Here is an 18,756-nt window from a genome sequence, read left to right as displayed (position 1 = left end):
GAAGGCCGGAGACACGGACGTTGGACCTACTGGACGGGGGTGCCGCCACGCCAGACCCGGCGGGGCTTGAGGCCGAAGGCCCAGGCGAAGGCGCCCTCGTGGTCGGCGTCCCACTGGACGATGTCGGCCAGGCGACCTGGGGCGAGAACACCGCGGTCGGAAGCCCCGAGGACCGTGGCACCGCCGAGGGTGGCGGCGCGAAGGGCGTCGCCGACGCTCATGCCGAAGGCCGCCACCGCGAGGCTGATGACCAGTGACATCGAGGTGATGCCGCAGTGGCCCGGGTTGTGATCGCTGCCGAGGGCCACGGTGACCCCCTGGGCGAGCATCCGGCGGACGGGAGGCAGGCTGCCACGCTGGAGGGCGGTTCCCGGGCAGACCACGGCGGGGACTCCGTAGCGGGCCAGGATCGCGATGTCCTCGTCGGTGGTGTGGTGGAGCAGGTCGGCGGAGGCGCAGCCGAGCTCGGCGGCGAGCTGGACGGCGCCCCGGCGGGTGTACGCACCGGCGTGCACGCGGGGCTGCAGGCCGACGTTGCGCCCGGAGGCCAGGACCCAGCGGGCCTCTTCCGCGGTGAAGTGACCCTCGTCGCAGTAGACGTCGACGCTGTCGGCTCCCGCCGCCGCGGCGTCGGCGCACCAGGAGCCCACGGCCTCGACGTAGTCGCGCTGGCGGCCGAAGTACTCGGGCGGGACGACGTGCGCGGCCATGAAGGTCACGTGCACCCGCGGCATCATCGGCTCCTTCTCCAGCTCGCGCAGGAGCCGCACGTCGGCGAGTTCGCCGTCGCGGGTGAGGTGGTAGCCGGTCTTGGCCTCGATGGTGGTGGTGCCGCTGAGCAGCCAGTCTCGGAGCCGCTCACGGACACCGTTGCAGAGCGTCCAGGGATCGGTGCCCCGGGTGACCGTCACGGTGGAACCGATGCCGCCGCCCGCCGCGGTGATCGCGGAGGGGGTGGAACCACCGGAGCGCATCGCCATCTCGGCGTAGCGGTTGCCCGCGTAGACCGGATGGGTGTGCGCGTCGATCAGGCCGGGGGTGACCAGCGCGCCGCCCAGGTTCTCGACGTGGTCGACGTCGACGATGTCGTCGACGACGCCGGGCACGCTCTGCGGTAGATCCGCGGCCCGGCCGACCCAGGCGATCCTGTCGTTGTGGACAAGGATCGCCGCGTTGCTGAACACATCGTTTCCGGTCCAGAGCCGGCCGATGTTGGTCAGAAGGCGGACCGTCATCGCATCACCGCCTTGTGTTCAGGGGAAGACGCTTGGAGGAGGAGGACCACACCCGGACGGGACGAGTCGCCCCTGACACTGCCGGGCACCGTGCCCTTCAAGCCCGCTGTGACTCCGGACGGCATCGGGGGTCTCCTGCTCTCATCCGCGTATCTGTTGTGCGGCGACAGTATCGCCGGGATCATGATCGGGCGATTTCAGTTCAGTTACGTTATTTCACAAGTCAGCCCGCTGTACAGGCTAATTGGGAAGAACGCCGCCTCACCGCGACCGCACCTCGCCCGCCGGCTCGACGATCACGCGTGGCGTTGAGCACCTTTCCACAGCTCAGACTACTTCTTCATCGTCCGTAACAGTAGTCACCAGAGCAACTTGCGTCATAACATCTCGCTAGATTTGCCTTATGGTAGCAATCTAAACCCCGGCCGACCACTGCGGCTTTCGCGGCTTTTGTACGTTTTCGCGACCACAGTGCACCCCACAGAGCCTTTCAGCGCAAGCCCCGCCATTGAAACGCGATTCGCGATCAACCTAGGCTGGCAATCGGGAGGCTTGGACCATGATCCTTACTCCCCTCCACATCGGCGGGCGGTCGCGTTGCCGTGCGGGCACCTGGGATGGCAGCGACATCGACCCCCGACACCTATCGACCAAATCCCTAGAAAAGGCCGCAAGCAGGACGCTCAATGTAGCCTTTCGTGCGAGTTGTCTGCAGGTCACACGCATAGAAGTTGCCTTGTCCGTCCACGCGGACGCCGGCCGTCGTCGCATTGAAGAACTTCTCCAGGGGCACGAGGAACGCCTCCTCAAGCGCTGGCTTGAGGTCGCCGGCTCCGCTACCGGAGGCCAGGTGGATCGCGGAGGACTGGCCGGGCAGCTACGTGAGCTCTACCGGGCACTGCGTCGGTCGTTCGGCGACTCCGGCGACCTCAGCGACCTGCGTGGCCTCCTCGCCGAACTCTCCCGTGACCGCGCCCGCCAGGGGTTCACCCCGACCGAGACCGCGATCGTGGTGTTCGGCCTGAAGGAGGCACTCTACGAGACCGTCGAGGAGGACGCCTCCCCCGAGGCCCTGCGAGGTTTCATCTGGTTCTCCCGGGTAATCGACGACCTCGGGCTCTTCACCGTGGAGAGCTACGCGGCGGCCAGGGAGAAGATCATCATCGACCAGGCGGAGCAGTTGCTGGAGCTGTCCACCCCGGTGGTCAAGCTCTGGGACGGCATCGTCGCGGTGCCGCTGGTCGGCACGCTCGACTCGGCCAGGACCCAGGTCGTCATGGAGAAGCTGCTGCAGGCGCTCGTCGACACCGGCTCCGAGCACGCGGTCATCGACATCACCGGGGTGCCTGCCGTGGACACCGGGGTCGCGCAGCACCTGCTCAAGACCGTGGTGGCGGCCCGGCTGATGGGCGCCGAGACGATCGTCGTCGGCATGCGACCGGCGGTGGCGATCACCCTCGTCGAGCCCGGCCTCTCCCTCGGTGGCGTGCGCACGGCGCTCAATCTCGAGAAGGGTGTCGCGCTGCTGAACCAGATCGAAGGCTCCCAGACCTCTGCGGCCACCCGGTGACAACCGCCGAGGAGTTGCCCATCAACGTCAACGGCGACGTCGTGCTGGTCCGCCGGCGCATCAGGACCGTCGCCGTGAACGTGGGCCTGTCCCTGGTCGACCAGACCAAGGTGGTGACCGCGGCCAGCGAGCTGGCCCGCAACGCCCTGGTCTACGCGGGAGGGGGACAGGTACGGGTCAAGGTCGTGCACAAGGGGGTACGGCGCGGCCTACGGATGACCTTCAGCGACAACGGGCCCGGCATCCCGGACATCGAGCAGGCGCTGACCGACGGGTGGACCACGGGCAACGGCCTCGGTCTCGGCCTCAGCGGCTCCCGCCGTCTGGTCGACGAATTCGCCCTGGAGTCGACTCCCGGTGAGGGCACGCTGATCACGGTGACGAAATGAGCACGTTGATCCGCTCGCGGCACGACGTCTGGGTGCGCGCCGAGGACGCCAGTGCGATCGGCGCGCTCCGCCGCACCGCCGTGGCGCTCGCCGAGATCCGGGGATTCGGCGAGGAGGACATCGGGCGGGTCGCCGTGGCGGTGAGCGAGGCCGCGTCGAACCTGGTGAAGCATGCGATCGAGGGGGTCATGCTGATCCGGCCGCACCCCGAGCTGGACTCGGCGGTCGAGGTCCTCGCGATCGACCGGGGGCCGGGGATGCAGGACGTCTCCCGCGCCCTGCGCGACGGCTACTCCACGGCGGGCACGCTCGGCATCGGGCTGGGCGGCATAGCCCGGATGGCCAGCGGATACGAGGTTCATTCCATGCCCGGCCGGGGAACCGTGCTCGGCATGTACTTCGTCGCGCAGGGCGCCCCGCGGCCCCCGTCCCAGGTGAGCGGCCTGACACGCCCGATCGGCGAGGAAACCGTCTGCGGCGACGCCTTCGTGGTCGCCGAGACCGGCACCGCGATGACCGTGATGCTCTGCGACGGGCTCGGCCACGGCCCCGCCGCCGCCCATGCCTCCCAGGAGGCGGTGCGCCTGTTCCTGCGGCACGCGGACCTCGCACCGGTCGCCGCCCTGGAGCGCATCCACACCGGCCTGGGCCACACCAGGGGCGGCGCGGTCGCCGTGGCCCGCGTCGACGGCGCCGCGGGCACGGTGAGCTTCGCCGGCCTCGGCAACATCTCCGCGTGGATCGCCCACGGCGACGGCCGTCAGGAGATGATCTCGGTACCGGGCATCGCCGGCCACCAGGCCAGGGCCCTGCGCCAGTACGAGTACATCGTGCCGCGGCACAGTGTCGTCCTGCTCCACTCCGACGGCCTGTCCGAACGCTGGGACATCACCTCCTACCCCGGGCTGGTCACGCGCCTCCCCTCCGTCGTCGCCGGCACGTTGCTGCGCGAGGCCGGTACCCGCAGGGACGACGCCTGCGTGGTCGCCGTCAGGCCGGGCGCATGACCGGGGACGAGCTGATCAGGGTCGGCGTCCGGGACGACCACGACGTCTTCGCCATGCGCAGGCTCGGCCGGGAGGTCGCGGAGAGCGTCGGGTTGGAGGCCCAGGACCAGATCCGGGTGGCCACCGCGTTGAGCGAGATCGGCAGGGAACTCCTCGAGGCCGAGATCGAGGCGATCGGAAGCGTTCTGGGGCACGCCCATGGGTAGCGAAGGAGCGACGGTACTGGTCGTGGACGACACCCCGACCAAGCTGTACATCCTGTCGAGCTGGCTGCGCCGCTCGGGACACCAGGTCGTGCAGGCCACCGGCGGCATGGAGGCACTCGCCAAGGTCAGGGAGCTCCAGCCGGACCTGGTCGTCCTCGACGTACGACTGCCCGACATCAGCGGCTACGAGGTCTGCGAGCAGATCAAGGCCGACCCGGCGACGTCGTCGATACCGGTCATCCAGATCTCCGGAGCGGCGATCACCCCGGCCGACCGCGCCCAGGGGCTCGAACGCGGAGCCGACGCCTACCTGGCGGAACCGGTCGAGCCTGACGAGTTCGCCGCGACGGTCGAGGCCACGCTGCGCTACTACCGAGCCCGGCAACGGGCCGAGCTGATGGCCCGGCGGCTGGCCGCCCTCACCGAGGTCACGCTCTCGATGAACTCCGCCGAGACGTTCGACGAGCTCCTCGGCACGGCCGTCGAGGGGACCTCCAGGATCCTGGAGCGGCAGGCGGGCACGCTCGCCCTGCCTCCCGACGGCCGGACCCGCAGGTTCTCCGCCATGCCCCCGGAGAACGTCGCCGTCGCCAAGGTCGCGGCGCCGGACACGCTGAACAGGTTGAGCGCGATGTCCCTGGGCGACTCCGCGGGCACCCGGGTTTTCACGGTCCCCGCCGCCGAGTGGATGGGGCTGGTGCCCGACTCGAAGATCAGCGGCGATGTCTCGGCCGTGGTCTGCCGCACCAAGCTGGACAGGCCCCCCGTCTATCTCGGGGTGGACGGGGTCCCGCCGCTCGACGTCGACGAGTTCAACGTGCTGCGCCAGCTCGGCCAGGCCCTCGCCCTCGCCGTGGACGCGCTCCGGGCGTACGCCGAGGAGCACGCGATCGCCCTCACCCTGCAGCGCAGCCTGCTGCCGGCGCGGATCCCCGAGACCCCCGGGCTCACGATCGGCTGGCGGTACCAGCCCGCGGTCGACAACGTCGAGGTCGGCGGCGACTTCTACGAGGTCCTACGGCTGGGTCACCGGGTGCTCATCGCCATCGGCGACGTCCAGGGACACTCGCTGCTGGCCGCCACCGTCATGGCGGAGCTGCGCCACGCACTGCGTGCCTCCATCATCGGCACTTCGGACCTCGGCACGTCGATGGCCCTGCTCAACGATGTGCTGCGGCGCTACCACCCCGGTATGACCGCCACCGTCTGCCTGCTCCTGCTCGACCCGGTGACCGGGGAGATGGAGATCGCCAATGCCGGGCACATCCCGCCCCTGTTCATCGCCGACGGCCGGGCCCGCTACCACCGCCTGGGCAATCTCCTGCTGGGCGTGGCCGAGGAGAGCTACCGGGTCGACCGGGTGAACGTGCCGCGGGGAGCCGCGGTGCTGATGTTCACCGACGGACTCATCGAGGACCGCGACAAGCTGCTCGACGAGAGTCTGGAGATCGTACGGCACCTGGCCGAGGAGACGGAGGAGGACCTGGAGGTCTTCTGCGACCGGCTGATCGGGAGGTTCGGCGCCAGGGAGGACGACGTGGCACTGGTCATGTTCCGCCGCGAGAGGTGAGGGAAGGCGTCGCCGTCCCGCCGTACCGCCCCAAGGAGGCGGTACGGCGGAAGGAGCCGATCAGACGGTCTCGACCGGCTTGGCGGTCTTCTCCAGCTCGGCGAAGAGGCCGGGCAGAACCCTGGCGTGCAGCACCGTGCCGTCCTCGGTGTGCTCGATGCCGAGAACCTCGCCCTCCCCGTGCGCCCTGGAGATCAGGTCGCCGCGCTCGTACGGCACGAGAAGCCTGACCTCCTGGTCGAACCGGGGCAGCTCCCGCTCGATCACGGCCCTCAGCTCGTCGATCCCGGCGCCCGTGCGGGCCGAGACCACGACCGTGTGCTTCTCCCGCGCGGTCAGCTGGGCCAGCACCACCGGGTCGGCGGCGTCGGCCTTGTTGATGACCACGATCTCCGGGATGTCGCGGGCGCCCTCGATATCGGCGAACACCTCACGCACCGCGGCGAGCTGCGACTCGGGGTCGGGGTGCGAGCCGTCGACCACGTGCAGGATCAGGTCGGCATCGCCGACCTCCTCAAGCGTGGAGCGGAACGCCTCGACGAGCTGGTGCGGCAGGTGCCGGACGAACCCGACCGTGTCGGCCAGCGTGAACAGGCGGCCGTCGGGCGTGTGCGCCCTGCGGACCGTCGGGTCGAGCGTGGCGAACAGGGCGTCCTCGACCAGCACTCCGGCACCGGTCAGCCGGTTCAGCAGCGAGGACTTGCCCGCGTTGGTGTATCCGGCGATGGCCACGGCCGGGACCTCGCGCTGCAGGCGTCGCGCCCGCTTGGTCTCGCGGGCGGTGGTCATCTCGCCGATCTGGCGGCGTAGCTTGGCCATCCGCTCGCGGATCCGGCGGCGGTCCAGCTCGATCTTGGTCTCACCGGGACCGCGACCGCCCATGCCGACGCCGCCCGCGGCGCGCCCGCCGACCTGGCGGGACAGGTTGCCACCCCAGCCTCGCAGGCGCGGCAGAAGGTAGTTGAGCTGCGCGAGCTCGACCTGGGCCTTGCCCTCGCGGCTCTTGGCGTGCTGGGCGAAGATGTCGAGGATCAGCATGGTCCGGTCGATGACCTTGACCTTGACCGTCTCCTCGAGCTGGCGGAGCTGGCCGGGGCTCAGCTCACCGTCGCACACCACGGTGTCGGCACCGGTGGCGGAGACGATGTCGGCGAGCTCCTGCGCCTTGCCCGAACCGATGTAGGTCGCCGTGTCGGGCTTCTGGCGGCGCTGGATCAGCCCCTCCAGCACCTGTGAACCCGCGGTCTCGGCGAGGAGTTTGAGCTCCAGGAGGGAGTTCTCGGCGTCGGTCGCCGTACCGGAGGTCCAGACGCCGACCAGGACGACCCGCTCAAGTCGCAGCTGGCGGTATTCGACCTCGGTGACGTCTTCCAGCTCCGTGGAAAGGCCCGCCACCCGGCGGAGCGCCTGGCGCTCGGCCAGATCCATCTCACCGGTGTCGAGCAGGTCGTCGAATCGATCGATGTCCATGTCCAGCGGCTCACGAGTGTCTATGTCGTCGCTCCATTCAGATGGTGGGTCCGTATGCGTTCTTCTCATATGAGTGAACGCCCGAACACCCCGGGTCTCTTCCCCTCGATGGTGCCATGGGAACCGCTCCGTCATCACCTGGTTATCACCGCTCCGCCCCCCCGACCGGCGCGGTGTCGGTGTCGGGTTCAGGAGAGCAGGACCCGGGCGTCGCCGGAGCCGGTCTTCAGCGTGATCTTGTGCGGCGCCGAGGGGTCCCTGACGACCTCCACGGTCTCGTCGCCGGAGCCGGTCTCGGTGGTCACGTCGTAGCCGCCCTTGGGAAGGTACGCGGCCACGTCGCCGGAACCGGTCTTGATCTCCACCCTGTCGGGCATGACCGCGAACCTCGCCTCGACCTCGCCGGAGCCGGTGTCGGCGGTGAACTGCTTGGAACCCAGGTTTCCCGCCTCGATGTCGCCGGAGCCGCTCTCGGCGCTCACTCCCCCGGTCAGCCCACGCAGCGTGATGGTCCCGGAACCGGTGTCGAGCTTGGCCGTCAGACCTGGCGGGATCTCGACCTTGTAGTCGACCGAGCAGCTCATCCCGTCGCAGCGGTGCCGCAGGGTGAGCGTGCCGCCGTCCACCGGATGCTCGGTGGTGGGCTTGTCGCCGCCGCGCCAGTGGATGGTCTCGGTCACGTGGACGGCCTGCCGGTCCGACTCGGTGACCACGATGTCGCCCGAGCCCGTGGCGACGTCCAGGGCCGTCACCCTGCCGGTGACGTCGTAGGAGACGACGTCCTGCTGCCGGTCACGGAAGTCCAGGGCGAACTCGCACCCCGAGAGCATGAAAACCGCCCCCAACAGCCCACCGGCGACGAGCGTGTTCCTCTTCATGCGCTCAATCCTCGACTTCCCGGGAAGTCTCCGCTTCCCATTCGCGACTTGTCCGTCCTCTCCCTCTACCGGGAGGCGCTGATCCAACTGTCTCCCAGTACATCCCCCGGATCATCGGGGAATTCCCCGAGCGACCCCTGAGGAGGACCCTGCCTTTGACCGAGAACCGGCCGTCAAGTAGCGTCTATTCCACAATTCAGAAGTGGTTTTCCATGATACGGAAAGAGGGCTCATGGACGGTGTTGAGATCAGTGGCCCCGGTCAGGACCGCTTTGACGAGATCCTCACGTCGGAGGCACTGGCCTTCGTGGCCACCCTCCAGCGCGAGTTCAACGACCGGCGTCTGGAGCTGCTCCAGGCCCGCCAGGACCGTCAGGCGGAGCTGTCGGCGGGCGGCACCCTCGACTTCCTGCCCGAGACCAGGCACGTGCGCGAGTCCGAGTGGCACGTCGCCCCGCCCGCGCCCGGCCTGGAGGACCGCCGCGTGGAGATCACCGGCCCGGTCGACCGGAAGATGACGATCAACGCGCTGAACTCCGGCGCCAAGGTCTGGCTGGCCGACTTCGAAGACGCCAACGCTCCCACCTGGGAAAACACCGTCAACGGCCAGCTCAACCTCCGCGACGCGCTCGACCGGACCATCGACTTCTCCGCCGGGGAGAAGAGCTACGCCCTCAAGCCCGACTCCGAGCTGGCCACCATCGTGGTCCGCCCTCGTGGATGGCACCTGGACGAGAAGCACCTCACCCTCGACGGGGTGCCGTTCTCCGCCTCCCTCGTCGACTTCGGGCTCTACTTCTTCCACTCGGCGCAGCGGCAGATCGCCAAGGGCAAGGGCCCCTACTTCTACCTGCCGAAGATGGAGTCACACCTGGAGGCCCGCCTCTGGAACGACGTCTTCGTCAGGGCCCAGGAACTGCTCGACATCACCCAGGGCACGATCCGGGCGACGGTGCTCATCGAGACCTACCCGGCCGCGTTCGAGATGGAGGAGATCCTCTATGAGCTCCGCGACCACTCCGCCGGCCTCAACGCGGGCCGCTGGGACTACCTCTTCAGCGTGATCAAGAAGTTCCGCACCCGCGGCCGCGAGTTCCTGCTGCCCGAGCGGAACGCGGTGACGATGACCGCCCCGTTCATGCGCGCCTACACCGAACTCCTGGTCAGCACCTGCCACCGGCGCGGGGCCCACGCCATCGGCGGGATGGCCGCGTTCATCCCCTCCCGCCGCGACCCCGAGGTCAACAAGATCGCTCTGGAGAAGGTCACCGCCGACAAGACCCGCGAGTCCGGCGACGGCTTCGACGGTTCGTGGGTCGCCCACCCCGACCTGGTGCCGATCTGCCGCGACGTCTTCGACGCCGTCCTCGGGTCACGGCCGAACCAGCTCGACCGCCTGCGCGAGGATGTCTCCGTCTCCGCCGCCGACCTGCTCGCGGTCGCCCAGACTCCCGGCGACATCACCGAGGCGGGGCTGCGCAACAACGTGGACGTGGCACTGCGCTACCTGGCCGCCTGGATGGGCGGGCTGGGCGCGGTCGCGATCCACAACCTGATGGAGGACGCGGCGACCGCCGAGATCTCCCGCTCCCAGATCTGGCAGTGGATCCACAACGACATCAAGCTCGCCGACACCGGCGCCGTGGTGACCAGGGAACTGGTCGAGCAGATCATCGACGAGGAGCTCGCCAAGATCAAGGAAGAGCCCGGATACGACGAGGCCCTTTACGACCAGGCGACCGCGCTGTTCAAGGAGGTCGCCCTGGACGACGACTTCGCGGAGTTCCTTACTCTCCCTGCCTATGCGCGTATGCCATGACATGACCGGCCCGACGGTGAGGAATCCTCATCCCCTGACGAGGATTCCTCACTCCAGGCGGTCACCGGCGGCGGATGCGGAGGCCGGGCCGAGTGGATACTTTGCGTGCATGAGTGATGACAGGAACGGCGAGGAAGCCGGTCGGGGCGACTACGGGTCGCTGCTCGACGCCGTCAAGCGCGAGATCACCGGCAGCCGGGGGCGGGTGGCCCTGCTCACCACCGATGCCGAGCTGATCCGGCAGTACTGGCGGATCGGCCGCCACATCCTCGAACGGCAGACGGACGATGACTGGGGCAGGAAGGCGGTGCCCCGGCTCTCGATCGACCTGCGCGGCGCGTTCCCCGAGGCCATGGGCTACTCGCGGACCAACCTCCTCTACATGAGGGCATTCGCGGCGGCCTGGCCGGACTCCGTCCCGCAGACCGGGCGGCCGATCCCGTGGGGCCACCACATCGTCCTGCTGGACATGCTGGACAGCCGGACGACGAGGGAGTTCTACGCGCGCAAGACCGCGGACGAGGGGTGGGCCAGGGGCGTCCTGATCACGATGATCAAAGGTCGGCTCCACCTCCGTATCCGTCACTCCCCGCCAGGCCCCGCCCGTATCTCGCCGGTCCCCGACTGCCGGTCCGCCCAGCGGGAGTTCGCCGGCCTGCTGGACGAGGGCCCCAGGCACGGCAGGAACGCCGGTGCCCCCGCACTGAGCGAGAATGCGAGATGAGGGTTATGTCGTTAATCGGCCGATGCAGGCCGGTGGGCGACGGCGACGGCATTCCCGTCGTCGCCGGACCCTCGGTCACATCGCAGGAGGAACGATGTCGACGAAGACGCTGGACGAGTCGGCCCGCAGGTTCGAGGAGCTCCTCGGCCCCGGGTCGGTGATCACCGACCCCGTGCGGCTGCGCACCTACGAATGTGACGGGCTGACCCACCACCGGGCCACTCCCGGCGTCGTGGTGCTTCCGGAGAGCGCCGAGCAGATCGCGGCCGTGGTGAGGATCTGCAACGAGTACGGCCTGCCGTTCGTGGCCAGGGGCGCCGGGACGGGTCTGTCCGGCGGGGCTCTGCCGAGGACCGACGGGGTGCTGGTGGTGACCTCGAAGATGCGGCGGATCCTCTCCGTCGACGTGCCGAACCGGCGGGCGACCGTGGAGCCGGGAGTCACCAATCTGGCGATCACCGAGGCCGTCCGCGACCTGGGCTACTACTACGCGCCCGACCCCTCCAGCCAGCAGGTCTGCACGATCGGCGGCAACGTGGCGGAGAACTCGGGCGGCGCGCACTGCCTGAAGTACGGCTTCACGGTCAACCACGTGGTCGGCCTGGAGATCGTCACCCCCGACGGTGACATCGTCGAACTCGCCGACGTCGACTCCGGCTACGACCTGCTGGGCACGTTCGTCGGCTCGGAGGGCACGCTCGGCATCGCGACCAAGGTCGTCGTACGGCTGAGCCGGCTTCCGGAGGCCGTGACGACGCTGCTGGCGGCGTTCGAGGACATCGAGCGGGGCGGGCGGGCAGTCTCGGCGATCATCGGCGGCGGCATCGTACCGGCCGCGATCGAGATGATGGACGCCCTGGCCGTCGAGGCGGCCGAGGCGGCCGTGGCGTGCGCCTACCCCGAAGGGGCCGGCGCGGTGCTCATCGTGGAGCTGGACGGTCCGGCCGAGGAGGTCGCGCACCAGTTCGGCGAGGTGACGCGGATCTGCCGGGAGAACGGCGCGTTCGAGATACGGGTCGCCGACGACCCGGTGGAGCGGGCGGCCATCTGGCGGGGCCGCAAGTCGGCGTTCGCGGCGGTGGGCCGGATCAGCCCCGCCTACATCGTCCAGGACGGCGTCGTACCGCGGACCGCGCTGCCCGAGGTGCTGGCGAGGATCGACGGGCTCTCCCGCGAGTACGGGATCAGGGTCGCGAACGTCTTCCACGCCGGTGACGGCAACCTGCACCCACTGGTGCTGTTCGACGACGCGGAGCCGGGCGCGGGCGAGCGGGCGGAGATCGTCTCGGGAAGGATCCTTGACCTGTGCATCGAGCACGGCGGTTCCATCACCGGTGAGCACGGCGTCGGAGTGGACAAATCCCGATATATGCCAAAAATGTTCTCCGACGACGACCTCGACACCATGCAGCTGGTGCGCTGCGCCTTCGACCCCCGCGGCCTGTCGAACCCGGGCAAGATCTTCCCGACCCCGCGGCTGTGCGGCGAGGTCCCCGGGGTCCGCAAGGGCGTGCACCCGCTGGTCGAGTCCGGACAGGCGGAGCACTTCTGATGGAGGCACTGCACGAGACGGGTGTGACGGTCCGCCCGGCGACCCCCGGCGAGACGGTGGGTGGAGTCCTCCCCCGCTGGGTGGCCCTGCCCGAGAGCACCGATGAGGTCGCCGCGCTGATGCGTGTCTCGGCCGCGCACGACCTGGCCGTGGTCCCGACAGGAGGCGGCACGAAGCTCGGCTGGGGGAATCCCCCCGAGCGGTGTGACCTGCTGATCGACACCCGCCGCCTGCTCCTCGGCAACGGATCGACGGTCGAGCACTCCGCCGGCGACCTCGTGGCGCGGGTCAGCGCCGGGCTTCCCCTCGACGTCCTCGACTCCACGCTCTCGCGGTTCGGGCAGGAACTGGCCCTGGACGGCGCCCCGCGCGCCGGCACGGTCGGCGGCACGCTCGCCACCGCGGTCGCCGGTCCCCGCAGGTTCCGCTACGGCACCGCCCGCGATCTACTGATCGGCATCACGGTCGTGCTGGCCGACGGCACGACCGCCTCCTCGGGCGGCAACGTCGTCAAGAACGTCGCGGGCTACGACCTGGGCAAGCTCTTCACCGGCTCGTACGGCACGCTCGGCATTATCACGGAGGCCACCTTCCGTCTCCACCCGATCCCGGCCGACCGCCGCTGGATCACCGTGGAGCCGGCTTCCCGGGCCGGAGCCGGCCACGGAACGGCCGCGCTGGTCACTGAGCTCGCGGCCGCCCTGGCCGAGCCGAGCGCGATCGAGCTGGACTGGCCGGACCACCCGCTGGGCGCGCCCACCGTGTCCGCGCTCGTCGAGGGGGTGGCGGCCGGCGCCCGGGCGGAGGCCGTGCGCCGGCTCATGGACGGGTACGGGAACGCGCTGATCACCATGGAGGCGCCCGCCTGGTGGGCGGTACCGCCCGGTGCGGACCTGTTGCTGGAGTTGCGGGTCCCGCCCGCCGCCGCGCACCTGGCGCTGCGGGCGGTCGCCGCGCGCGGGCTGCCCGCGCGGGTGCGCGGTTCGGTGGCCTCGGCGGTCCTGCGGGTCGCCCTGCCCGCGGACGTCGACGAGGCGGCCTTCGCCGGGTTCGTGACGGGCCTGCGCGACGACCTCCGCGAGCTCGGCGGCGGGCTGACCGTGCTCACCGCGCCTCCCGAGACCGCCCGCGGGGTGGATCGCTGGGGCCCGTCGGGCGCGCTGCCGCTGATGCGGCGGATCAAGGAACGGTTCGACCCCGACCGGAGGATGTCCCCCGGCCGGTTCGCGGGAGGGATCTGACATGGACCCGAAGCTGATCAATGACTGTGTGCACTGCGGTTTCTGCCTGCCCTCATGCCCGACGTACGTCCTGTGGGGCGAGGAGATGGACTCCCCGCGCGGCCGGATCCACCTGATGAAGCAGCACGTCGAGGGCACACCGCTGACACCGGAGATGGCCGGGCACTTCGACGCGTGCTTGGGGTGCATGGCGTGCGTGTCCGCCTGCCCGTCCGGGGTGAGGTACGACCGGCTGATCGAGCAGACCCGCGCCGAGGTGGAGCGGGTGCACGTGCGCAGGCCGGACGACCGGGCGCTGCGGGCACTGGTCTTCCAGTTGTTCCCCTATCCCCGGCGACTGCGGGCGATGCGGCTGCCGCTGCGGCTCAGTGCCGGACTGCGCCGCGCGATCGCCCCGAGGCTGGAGCGGATCAATCCGTCCCTGGCCGCGATGGCCGACCTCGCTCCCCCGGCCGCCGCCAGGGAGGAGTTGCCGCGCGTGCTCCCGGCGCGGGGTCCGCGCAGGGCGACGGTCGGGATGCTCACCGGTTGCGTGCAGGGCGAGTTCTTCCCGCAGGTGAACGCGGCCACGGCCCGGGTGCTCGCGATGGAGGGCTGCGACGTGGTGATCCCGCCGTCGCAGGGCTGCTGCGGGGCGTTGTCACTGCACTCGGGCCAGGAGAGGCAGGCCCTGCGATTCGCGAAGCGGACGATCTCCGTCTTCGAGCGGGCGGGCGTCGACACGATCGTGGTCAACGCCGCCGGCTGCGGATCGACGATGAAGGACTACGCGGAGATCCTCGAATCCGAGGAAGGCGAGTGGGCCGACAGAGCACGGGCGATCAGAGTCGTCGATCTGGCCGAGTATCTCGTCGCGCTCGGGCCGGTGGCCGAACGGCACCCGCTGCCGCTCACCGTGGCCTACCACGATGCCTGCCACCTGGCCCACGCGCAGGGGATAAGGTCCGAGCCCCGCAGGCTCCTGGAAGGCGTGCCCGGCCTGGTAGTGAGGGAGATCGCCGAGTCGGCGATCTGCTGCGGCTCCGCGGGAACCTATAACCTGTTCCAGCCCCAGGCCGCCAGGGATCTCGGTGACCGCAAGGCGGAGCGGGTGCTGGCCACCGGCGCCGACCTGCTGGTCTCGGCCAATCCCGGCTGCACCATGCAGATCGCCTCGGCGATCCGCCGCCGGGGGGACGCGCCCATCCCCGTGGCACACACCGCCCAGGTCCTCGACGCCTCGCTGCGCGGGCTCACGGAGGTGCCGTGAACGAGCCGTCCGGCGGCCATGGGGCACCTAAGGATCCGGGGTCGCCCGGCGAGGAGGTCAGATGAGCGCCGTGCAGTCGGTCGACCGGGCACTGGACGTGCTGGAGGCACTGGCCGAGCAGGGCGGGGAGGCGGGGCTCTCCGAGATCGCGGCCAGGACCGGCCTGCCCTACGGGACGATCCACCGGCTGCTGCGCACGCTGCTCGCACGGGGCTACGTGCGCCAGGAGTCCGACCGCCGCTACGCCCTGGGCGGCGCGCTGGTACGGCTCGGCGGGGTGGCCGAGCGCATGGTCGGCGTATGGGCGCAGCCCCACCTGACGAAGATGGTCGAGCTGTGGGGCGAGACGGCCAATCTGGCGGTGCTGGAGGGGGACTTCGTGGTCTACGTCGCCCAGGTGCTCTCGCCGCGGCGGCTGCGGATGTTCGCCGAGGTCGGCAAGCGGGTGCTGCCGCACAGCACGGCGGTGGGAAAGGTGCTGATGGCCGACCGTCCGGACACCGAGGTGGCGTCGCTGGTCAGGCGCACCGGCATGCCCCGGCGGACCGCCAACACGATCACCGACCTGCAGGGGATGCTCACCGAGCTCGAGCGGGTGCGCGAGCACGGGTACGCGATGGACCTGGGCGAGGAGGAGATCGGCGTGCACTGCCTGGCGGTGGGCGTACACGACGGGGCGCGGACCGTCGCCGCGCTGTCGATCTCCGGGCCCGCCGAGCGGATCTCCGCGCTCGACCGGCGGGACCTCACCGAGGGGATGCGCAGGATCGCGCGCGACTTCGGCGCCGAGCTGGGTCCGGCCACTTCCACCAAGGCGGACGGCACGGCGTGAACCGGTCACCCGTGACGGTTCCGGCCACCGGGGTCGGCGGCCGGGAGGGGTGATGTTGAGGTTGCCGCCCTGCGGCACCGGGACCACGCTGACCTGCCCCTTCTGGATGGCCTGCCAGAGCATGGCGCCCTGCGGGCCGAGGACTTCGACAAGGTCCTTGATCGATTCGATCTCGGTGCGGACCTTGCGCCGAGTCTGCGCGACGTTCTCCGCCTTGGCCGCCTGCTCCGAGGCCGGGGCGTTGACCAGGGCCTCCGGCGGCTCGGGCTTCTGGATGGTCAGGGAGATGTCACCGCACTGCCCGCGTAGTTCTGGTTGCAGAAGTAGTAGCCCCCTGCCGCCCCCTTGATGAACTCCCTGGCGAGCCGGCCGACCCGCGCCTGCTTCACCTTCGGGTCGTTGAACAGCCCCCGCCACTCGAACTCCTGCGAGGCGGCGTCCATGGCCCGGTCCAGCGGCACCCGCATGTAGATGTTGAGCGTCCGCCGCCAGCCGTCGGACGACCCCCAAGGGAGACATGTCCGTCTATGGAACCCGATGGAGGCGGCCGGCGGAGTAGGTAGTGAGAGTGCGTACGCGCTCCGGAAGGATTCCCTCTTGATGACGACTGGACGAAACAGGTGGTGACACTGGGTCTCCCCCAACGGACCGGGGCGTTCCCGCTGTCCCCGCCCACCGACGACGCGACCGACGCGACGCTGATCGGGGAGTCCCTGACGGACCCCGACAGGTTCGCCGGGCTCTTCGACCGGCACGCCGACGAGATCCACCGGTACGTGGCGCGGCGGCTGGACGACGTGACCACGGCCGACGACATGACGGCCGAGACGTTCCTCGTAGCCTTCCGCAAGCGGGCCCGGTACGACCTCGGCCGCGCCGACGCCAGACCCTGGCTGTACGGGATCGCCTCCAACCTGATCTCCGGCCACCGCAGGTCGGAGACCCGCAGGTTGAAGACGCTCGCCCGGCAGGTTCCCGAGCCCGCGGCCGAATTCGAGGACCGCAGCGCCGAGCGCGTCACCGCCGACCGGCTCAGACCCGCCCTCGCCGCCGCGCTGGCCGGGCTCGGCTCCGCGGAGCGGGACCTGATCCTGCTGGTGGCCTGGGCCGACCTGACCTACGAGGAGGCCGCGCAGGCGCTCGGCATCCCGATCGGGACCGTCAGGTCCCGCCTCTCTCGCACCCGGACCAAGATCCGCCGCTCCCTGGAGTCACACAGATGAACAAGGACGAGATCGAGCTGGTGGCCGCCATCCGGCCTGAGGCGCCCCCGTACGCCGACGAGGCTAGGCAGGCGGCCAGGCGGGGGCTGGCCGCGGCCGCCGCGCCGCGGGCACGGGGACGGAACCCGCTGCGGAACGGGCCGCGGTGGCGCGGGCCGTACGCGATGGCGCTGGCCGGGGCGCTCGCGGTGGCGGTGGGGGCGACCGCGATCACCCTGGCGCGGGCTCCGGGCGGCGGCCCCTCCGGAGACGCCGAGGAGGTCGTGGTGACGATGCCCAAGATCGTCGCCGTCTCGGCGAGCGAGGTACTGGACAGGGCGGCGCGAGCGGCCGTGCAGAGGGACCTCGCCCCGCGTGACGACCAGTTCGTCAAGGTCGAGTCGGAGACGATGTACGGCTCCTTCAGCGGCGTGGCAACGAACGCGGAGACGGGTGAGGTCGGCGAGGAGACCCGCTACCTCTACCGGACCAGGCGGGCCATCTGGCTGTCCGCCGACGGGACGAGGAACGGCGTGCTGCGGATCGAACACCTGGAGCCCAGGGCCTACCCGGGCTGGCCGATCCCCGAGACGGCGTACAAGGAGTCCGGAGTCGAGACGGTGCCGCTGGTGAACTGCGGGAAGATCCCCGAGTACATGCGCACCGACCACGCGGCGCTCAGCAGGCTCCCCACGGACGCCGACGGGATGCGCGCCCACCTCTACACCGGCGACCGGGGCGGCAACTCCAAGGACGAGGCGGCCTTCACCGCGGCGGGCGACATGCTCAGGGAGACCTACATGCCCCCGGCGCAGCGGGCGGCGCTGTTCAAGGCGTTGGGCACCATCCCCGGGGTCGACGTCACCGAGCGGGCCGAGGACGCGGCGGGACGCGAGGGGATCGGCGTCGGCAGGGTCGGCCTCGACGGCGTCAGGCAGGATCTGATCTTCGACGCGAAGACGTACGATCTGCTCGGCGAGCGCGGGATCGTGGTCGACGAGAAGGCCGCCAAGTCCCCCAGAGGCAGCCTGGTCGCCTCGACCGCCCAGCTCTCGGTCACGGTGGCCGACGAGGCTCCCGAGGTGGAGGTCGGGGACACGGACCGCTGCGGCTGACAGCCGCTCCTGCCTGACCCCCGCCCGCCGCGGCGCCGTGGACCCGGCTTCGCGGACGGGGAGCCCCGGCCACGGCCGATCAGCTGTGGACGCGGTGGACGGGTGATCCGTCGGCCGCGCAGGTGACCTCGACCTTGACCTCGGTCTCCTCGGACTCGAACTCGACGCGGGCCCGGTCGGCGGGTCCACGCTCGACGTCGTCGGTCTGGAATCCCTGGGCCGGGCTCCACGACCGGAGGGTGACCAGGCCGTCCTTACAGCGGGCGATGACCCTGCCGCCCGCCGTGGTGATCACCCGGCTCTCGCCGGGCTCCGCGACGGGCGCGGCGGTGGTGGTGACGGTAACGGTCGGCTGGGGAGCGGACTCGGCGACGGTCGATTCGGAAGCGGACTCGGCGGGATCCGAGGTGACCCCGGCCGTGGGAGCGGACGTGGGAACGGCGGTGGGAGGACCGCCGGGAAGGGACGAGGCCAGGGCGAGCGCCTCGTCGACCTCGGCGGCGGAGAGCGGCTGGAGCCCGGTGTCCGTCAGCGGCTCGCTGAGACGGTCGATCACCGCCACACCCACTCCGATCGCGAGGAGTCCGGTGACCAGCCAACCGGCCACGACCAGGGGAAGACGCTTACGCATGCGTTCACTGTGCCACCTGAAACGATAAGACAAGGTTAAGGGGCCGATAACCCGCTTTTGAGGTGG

General features: G+C 70.3%; 18 protein-coding genes. 13 read left to right on the top strand and 5 right to left on the bottom strand.

All coding sequences use genetic code 11. The annotated features are described in order from the left end of the window. Positions 1-26: 26 nt before the first annotated feature. The gene (gene hutI / locus ABT061_RS06110) at positions 27-1,235 is read right to left on the bottom strand and encodes an imidazolonepropionase (RefSeq protein WP_343979893.1); all 1,209 of its coding nucleotides are present in this window, start codon (positions 1,233-1,235) and stop codon (positions 27-29) included. Between the two features lie 736 nt (positions 1,236-1,971). On the opposite strand from hutI, the gene ABT061_RS06105 reads away from it, so the two are divergent. The 5 genes from ABT061_RS06105 to ABT061_RS06085 are packed head-to-tail and all read left to right on the top strand — an operon-like array spanning position 1,972 to position 5,977. Continuing rightward, positions 1,972-2,805 carry an STAS domain-containing protein gene (locus tag ABT061_RS06105; protein ID WP_350913215.1) on the top strand — a complete coding sequence of 278 codons (834 nt, stop codon included), beginning with the start codon at positions 1,972-1,974 and terminating at the stop codon, positions 2,803-2,805. Next, entirely contained in the window at positions 2,802-3,194 is a 393-nt protein-coding gene (locus ABT061_RS06100) for an anti-sigma regulatory factor (protein WP_350913213.1), read from the top strand. Before ABT061_RS06105 ends, ABT061_RS06100 begins: the two co-directional genes overlap by 4 nt. Next, entirely contained in the window at positions 3,191-4,201 is a 1,011-nt protein-coding gene (locus ABT061_RS06095) for an ATP-binding protein (protein WP_350913211.1), read from the top strand. Before ABT061_RS06100 ends, ABT061_RS06095 begins: the two co-directional genes overlap by 4 nt. After that, positions 4,198-4,407: an ATP-binding protein gene (locus ABT061_RS06090; protein ID WP_350913209.1), complete on the top strand. Its 210-nt coding sequence runs from the start codon at positions 4,198-4,200 to the stop codon at positions 4,405-4,407. The genes ABT061_RS06095 and ABT061_RS06090 overlap by 4 nt, the downstream gene beginning before the upstream one ends. Further along, positions 4,400-5,977 carry a SpoIIE family protein phosphatase gene (locus ABT061_RS06085; RefSeq protein ID WP_350913207.1) on the top strand — a complete coding sequence of 526 codons (1,578 nt, stop codon included), beginning with the start codon at positions 4,400-4,402 and terminating at the stop codon, positions 5,975-5,977. The genes ABT061_RS06090 and ABT061_RS06085 overlap by 8 nt, the downstream gene beginning before the upstream one ends. 60 nt (positions 5,978-6,037) lie before the next feature. Here the strand turns inward: ABT061_RS06085 and hflX are convergent, their stop codons facing one another. Together hflX and ABT061_RS06075 are read right to left on the bottom strand one after the other, a co-directional pair. Next, positions 6,038-7,447 carry a GTPase HflX gene (gene hflX, locus ABT061_RS06080; RefSeq protein WP_350913205.1) on the bottom strand — a complete coding sequence of 470 codons (1,410 nt, stop codon included), beginning with the start codon at positions 7,445-7,447 and terminating at the stop codon, positions 6,038-6,040. Positions 7,448-7,635: 188 nt separating this feature from the next. Then, positions 7,636-8,325, bottom strand: a complete 690-nt coding sequence (locus ABT061_RS06075) for a DUF4097 family beta strand repeat-containing protein (protein WP_350913203.1) — start codon at positions 8,323-8,325, stop codon at positions 7,636-7,638. A gap of 232 nt (positions 8,326-8,557) precedes the next feature. On the opposite strand from ABT061_RS06075, the gene aceB reads away from it, so the two are divergent. From aceB to ABT061_RS06045, 6 genes are all read left to right on the top strand, one after another. After that, positions 8,558-10,144 carry a malate synthase A gene (gene aceB / locus ABT061_RS06070; protein WP_350913201.1) on the top strand — a complete coding sequence of 529 codons (1,587 nt, stop codon included), beginning with the start codon at positions 8,558-8,560 and terminating at the stop codon, positions 10,142-10,144. A 109-nt stretch (positions 10,145-10,253) separates the two neighbouring features. Continuing rightward, entirely contained in the window at positions 10,254-10,868 is a 615-nt protein-coding gene (locus ABT061_RS06065) for a DUF1016 N-terminal domain-containing protein (protein ID WP_350913199.1), read from the top strand. 94 nt (positions 10,869-10,962) lie between these two features. Beyond that, complete coding sequence (locus ABT061_RS06060) at positions 10,963-12,420, top strand: FAD-binding oxidoreductase (protein WP_350913197.1); 1,458 nt, start codon at positions 10,963-10,965, stop codon at positions 12,418-12,420. Further along, complete coding sequence (locus ABT061_RS06055) at positions 12,420-13,661, top strand: FAD-binding oxidoreductase (protein WP_350913195.1); 1,242 nt, start codon at positions 12,420-12,422, stop codon at positions 13,659-13,661. Before ABT061_RS06060 ends, ABT061_RS06055 begins: the two co-directional genes overlap by 1 nt. Before the next feature lies 1 nt (position 13,662). Further along, positions 13,663-14,910 (top strand): (Fe-S)-binding protein, encoded by a 1,248-nt coding sequence (locus tag ABT061_RS06050; RefSeq protein ID WP_350913193.1) that lies wholly within the window; start codon positions 13,663-13,665, stop codon positions 14,908-14,910. Between the two features lie 61 nt (positions 14,911-14,971). Next, positions 14,972-15,742, top strand: coding sequence for an IclR family transcriptional regulator (locus ABT061_RS06045; protein WP_350913191.1), 771 nt, complete (start codon positions 14,972-14,974; stop codon positions 15,740-15,742). A 278-nt stretch (positions 15,743-16,020) separates the two neighbouring features. Here ABT061_RS06045 and ABT061_RS06040 read toward each other — a convergent pair whose 3' ends face one another. Continuing rightward, complete coding sequence (locus tag ABT061_RS06040) at positions 16,021-16,209, bottom strand: hypothetical protein (RefSeq protein ID WP_350913189.1); 189 nt, start codon at positions 16,207-16,209, stop codon at positions 16,021-16,023. Between the two features lie 156 nt (positions 16,210-16,365). Between ABT061_RS06040 and ABT061_RS06035 the strand changes: the two genes are divergently transcribed. Both ABT061_RS06035 and ABT061_RS06030 read left to right on the top strand, forming a co-directional pair. After that, positions 16,366-16,965 carry an RNA polymerase sigma factor gene (locus ABT061_RS06035; RefSeq protein ID WP_350913187.1) on the top strand — a complete coding sequence of 200 codons (600 nt, stop codon included), beginning with the start codon at positions 16,366-16,368 and terminating at the stop codon, positions 16,963-16,965. Then, complete coding sequence (locus ABT061_RS06030) at positions 16,962-18,059, top strand: CU044_5270 family protein (RefSeq protein ID WP_350913185.1); 1,098 nt, start codon at positions 16,962-16,964, stop codon at positions 18,057-18,059. Before ABT061_RS06035 ends, ABT061_RS06030 begins: the two co-directional genes overlap by 4 nt. 79 nt (positions 18,060-18,138) lie before the next feature. On the opposite strand, the gene ABT061_RS06025 is transcribed toward ABT061_RS06030, so the two are convergent. Then, a complete protein-coding gene (locus ABT061_RS06025) occupies positions 18,139-18,690 on the bottom strand; it encodes a hypothetical protein (RefSeq protein ID WP_350913183.1) in 552 nt (183 codons plus the stop codon). Positions 18,691-18,756: the final 66 nt, after the last annotated feature.

It is taken from the genome of Streptosporangium sp. NPDC002544, assembly GCF_040295965.1.
Lineage (GTDB): Bacteria > Actinomycetota > Actinomycetes > Streptosporangiales > Streptosporangiaceae > Streptosporangium.
Note: the sequence above shows the minus strand (reverse complement) of the source record. Positions and strands in the feature narration are given on the sequence as shown.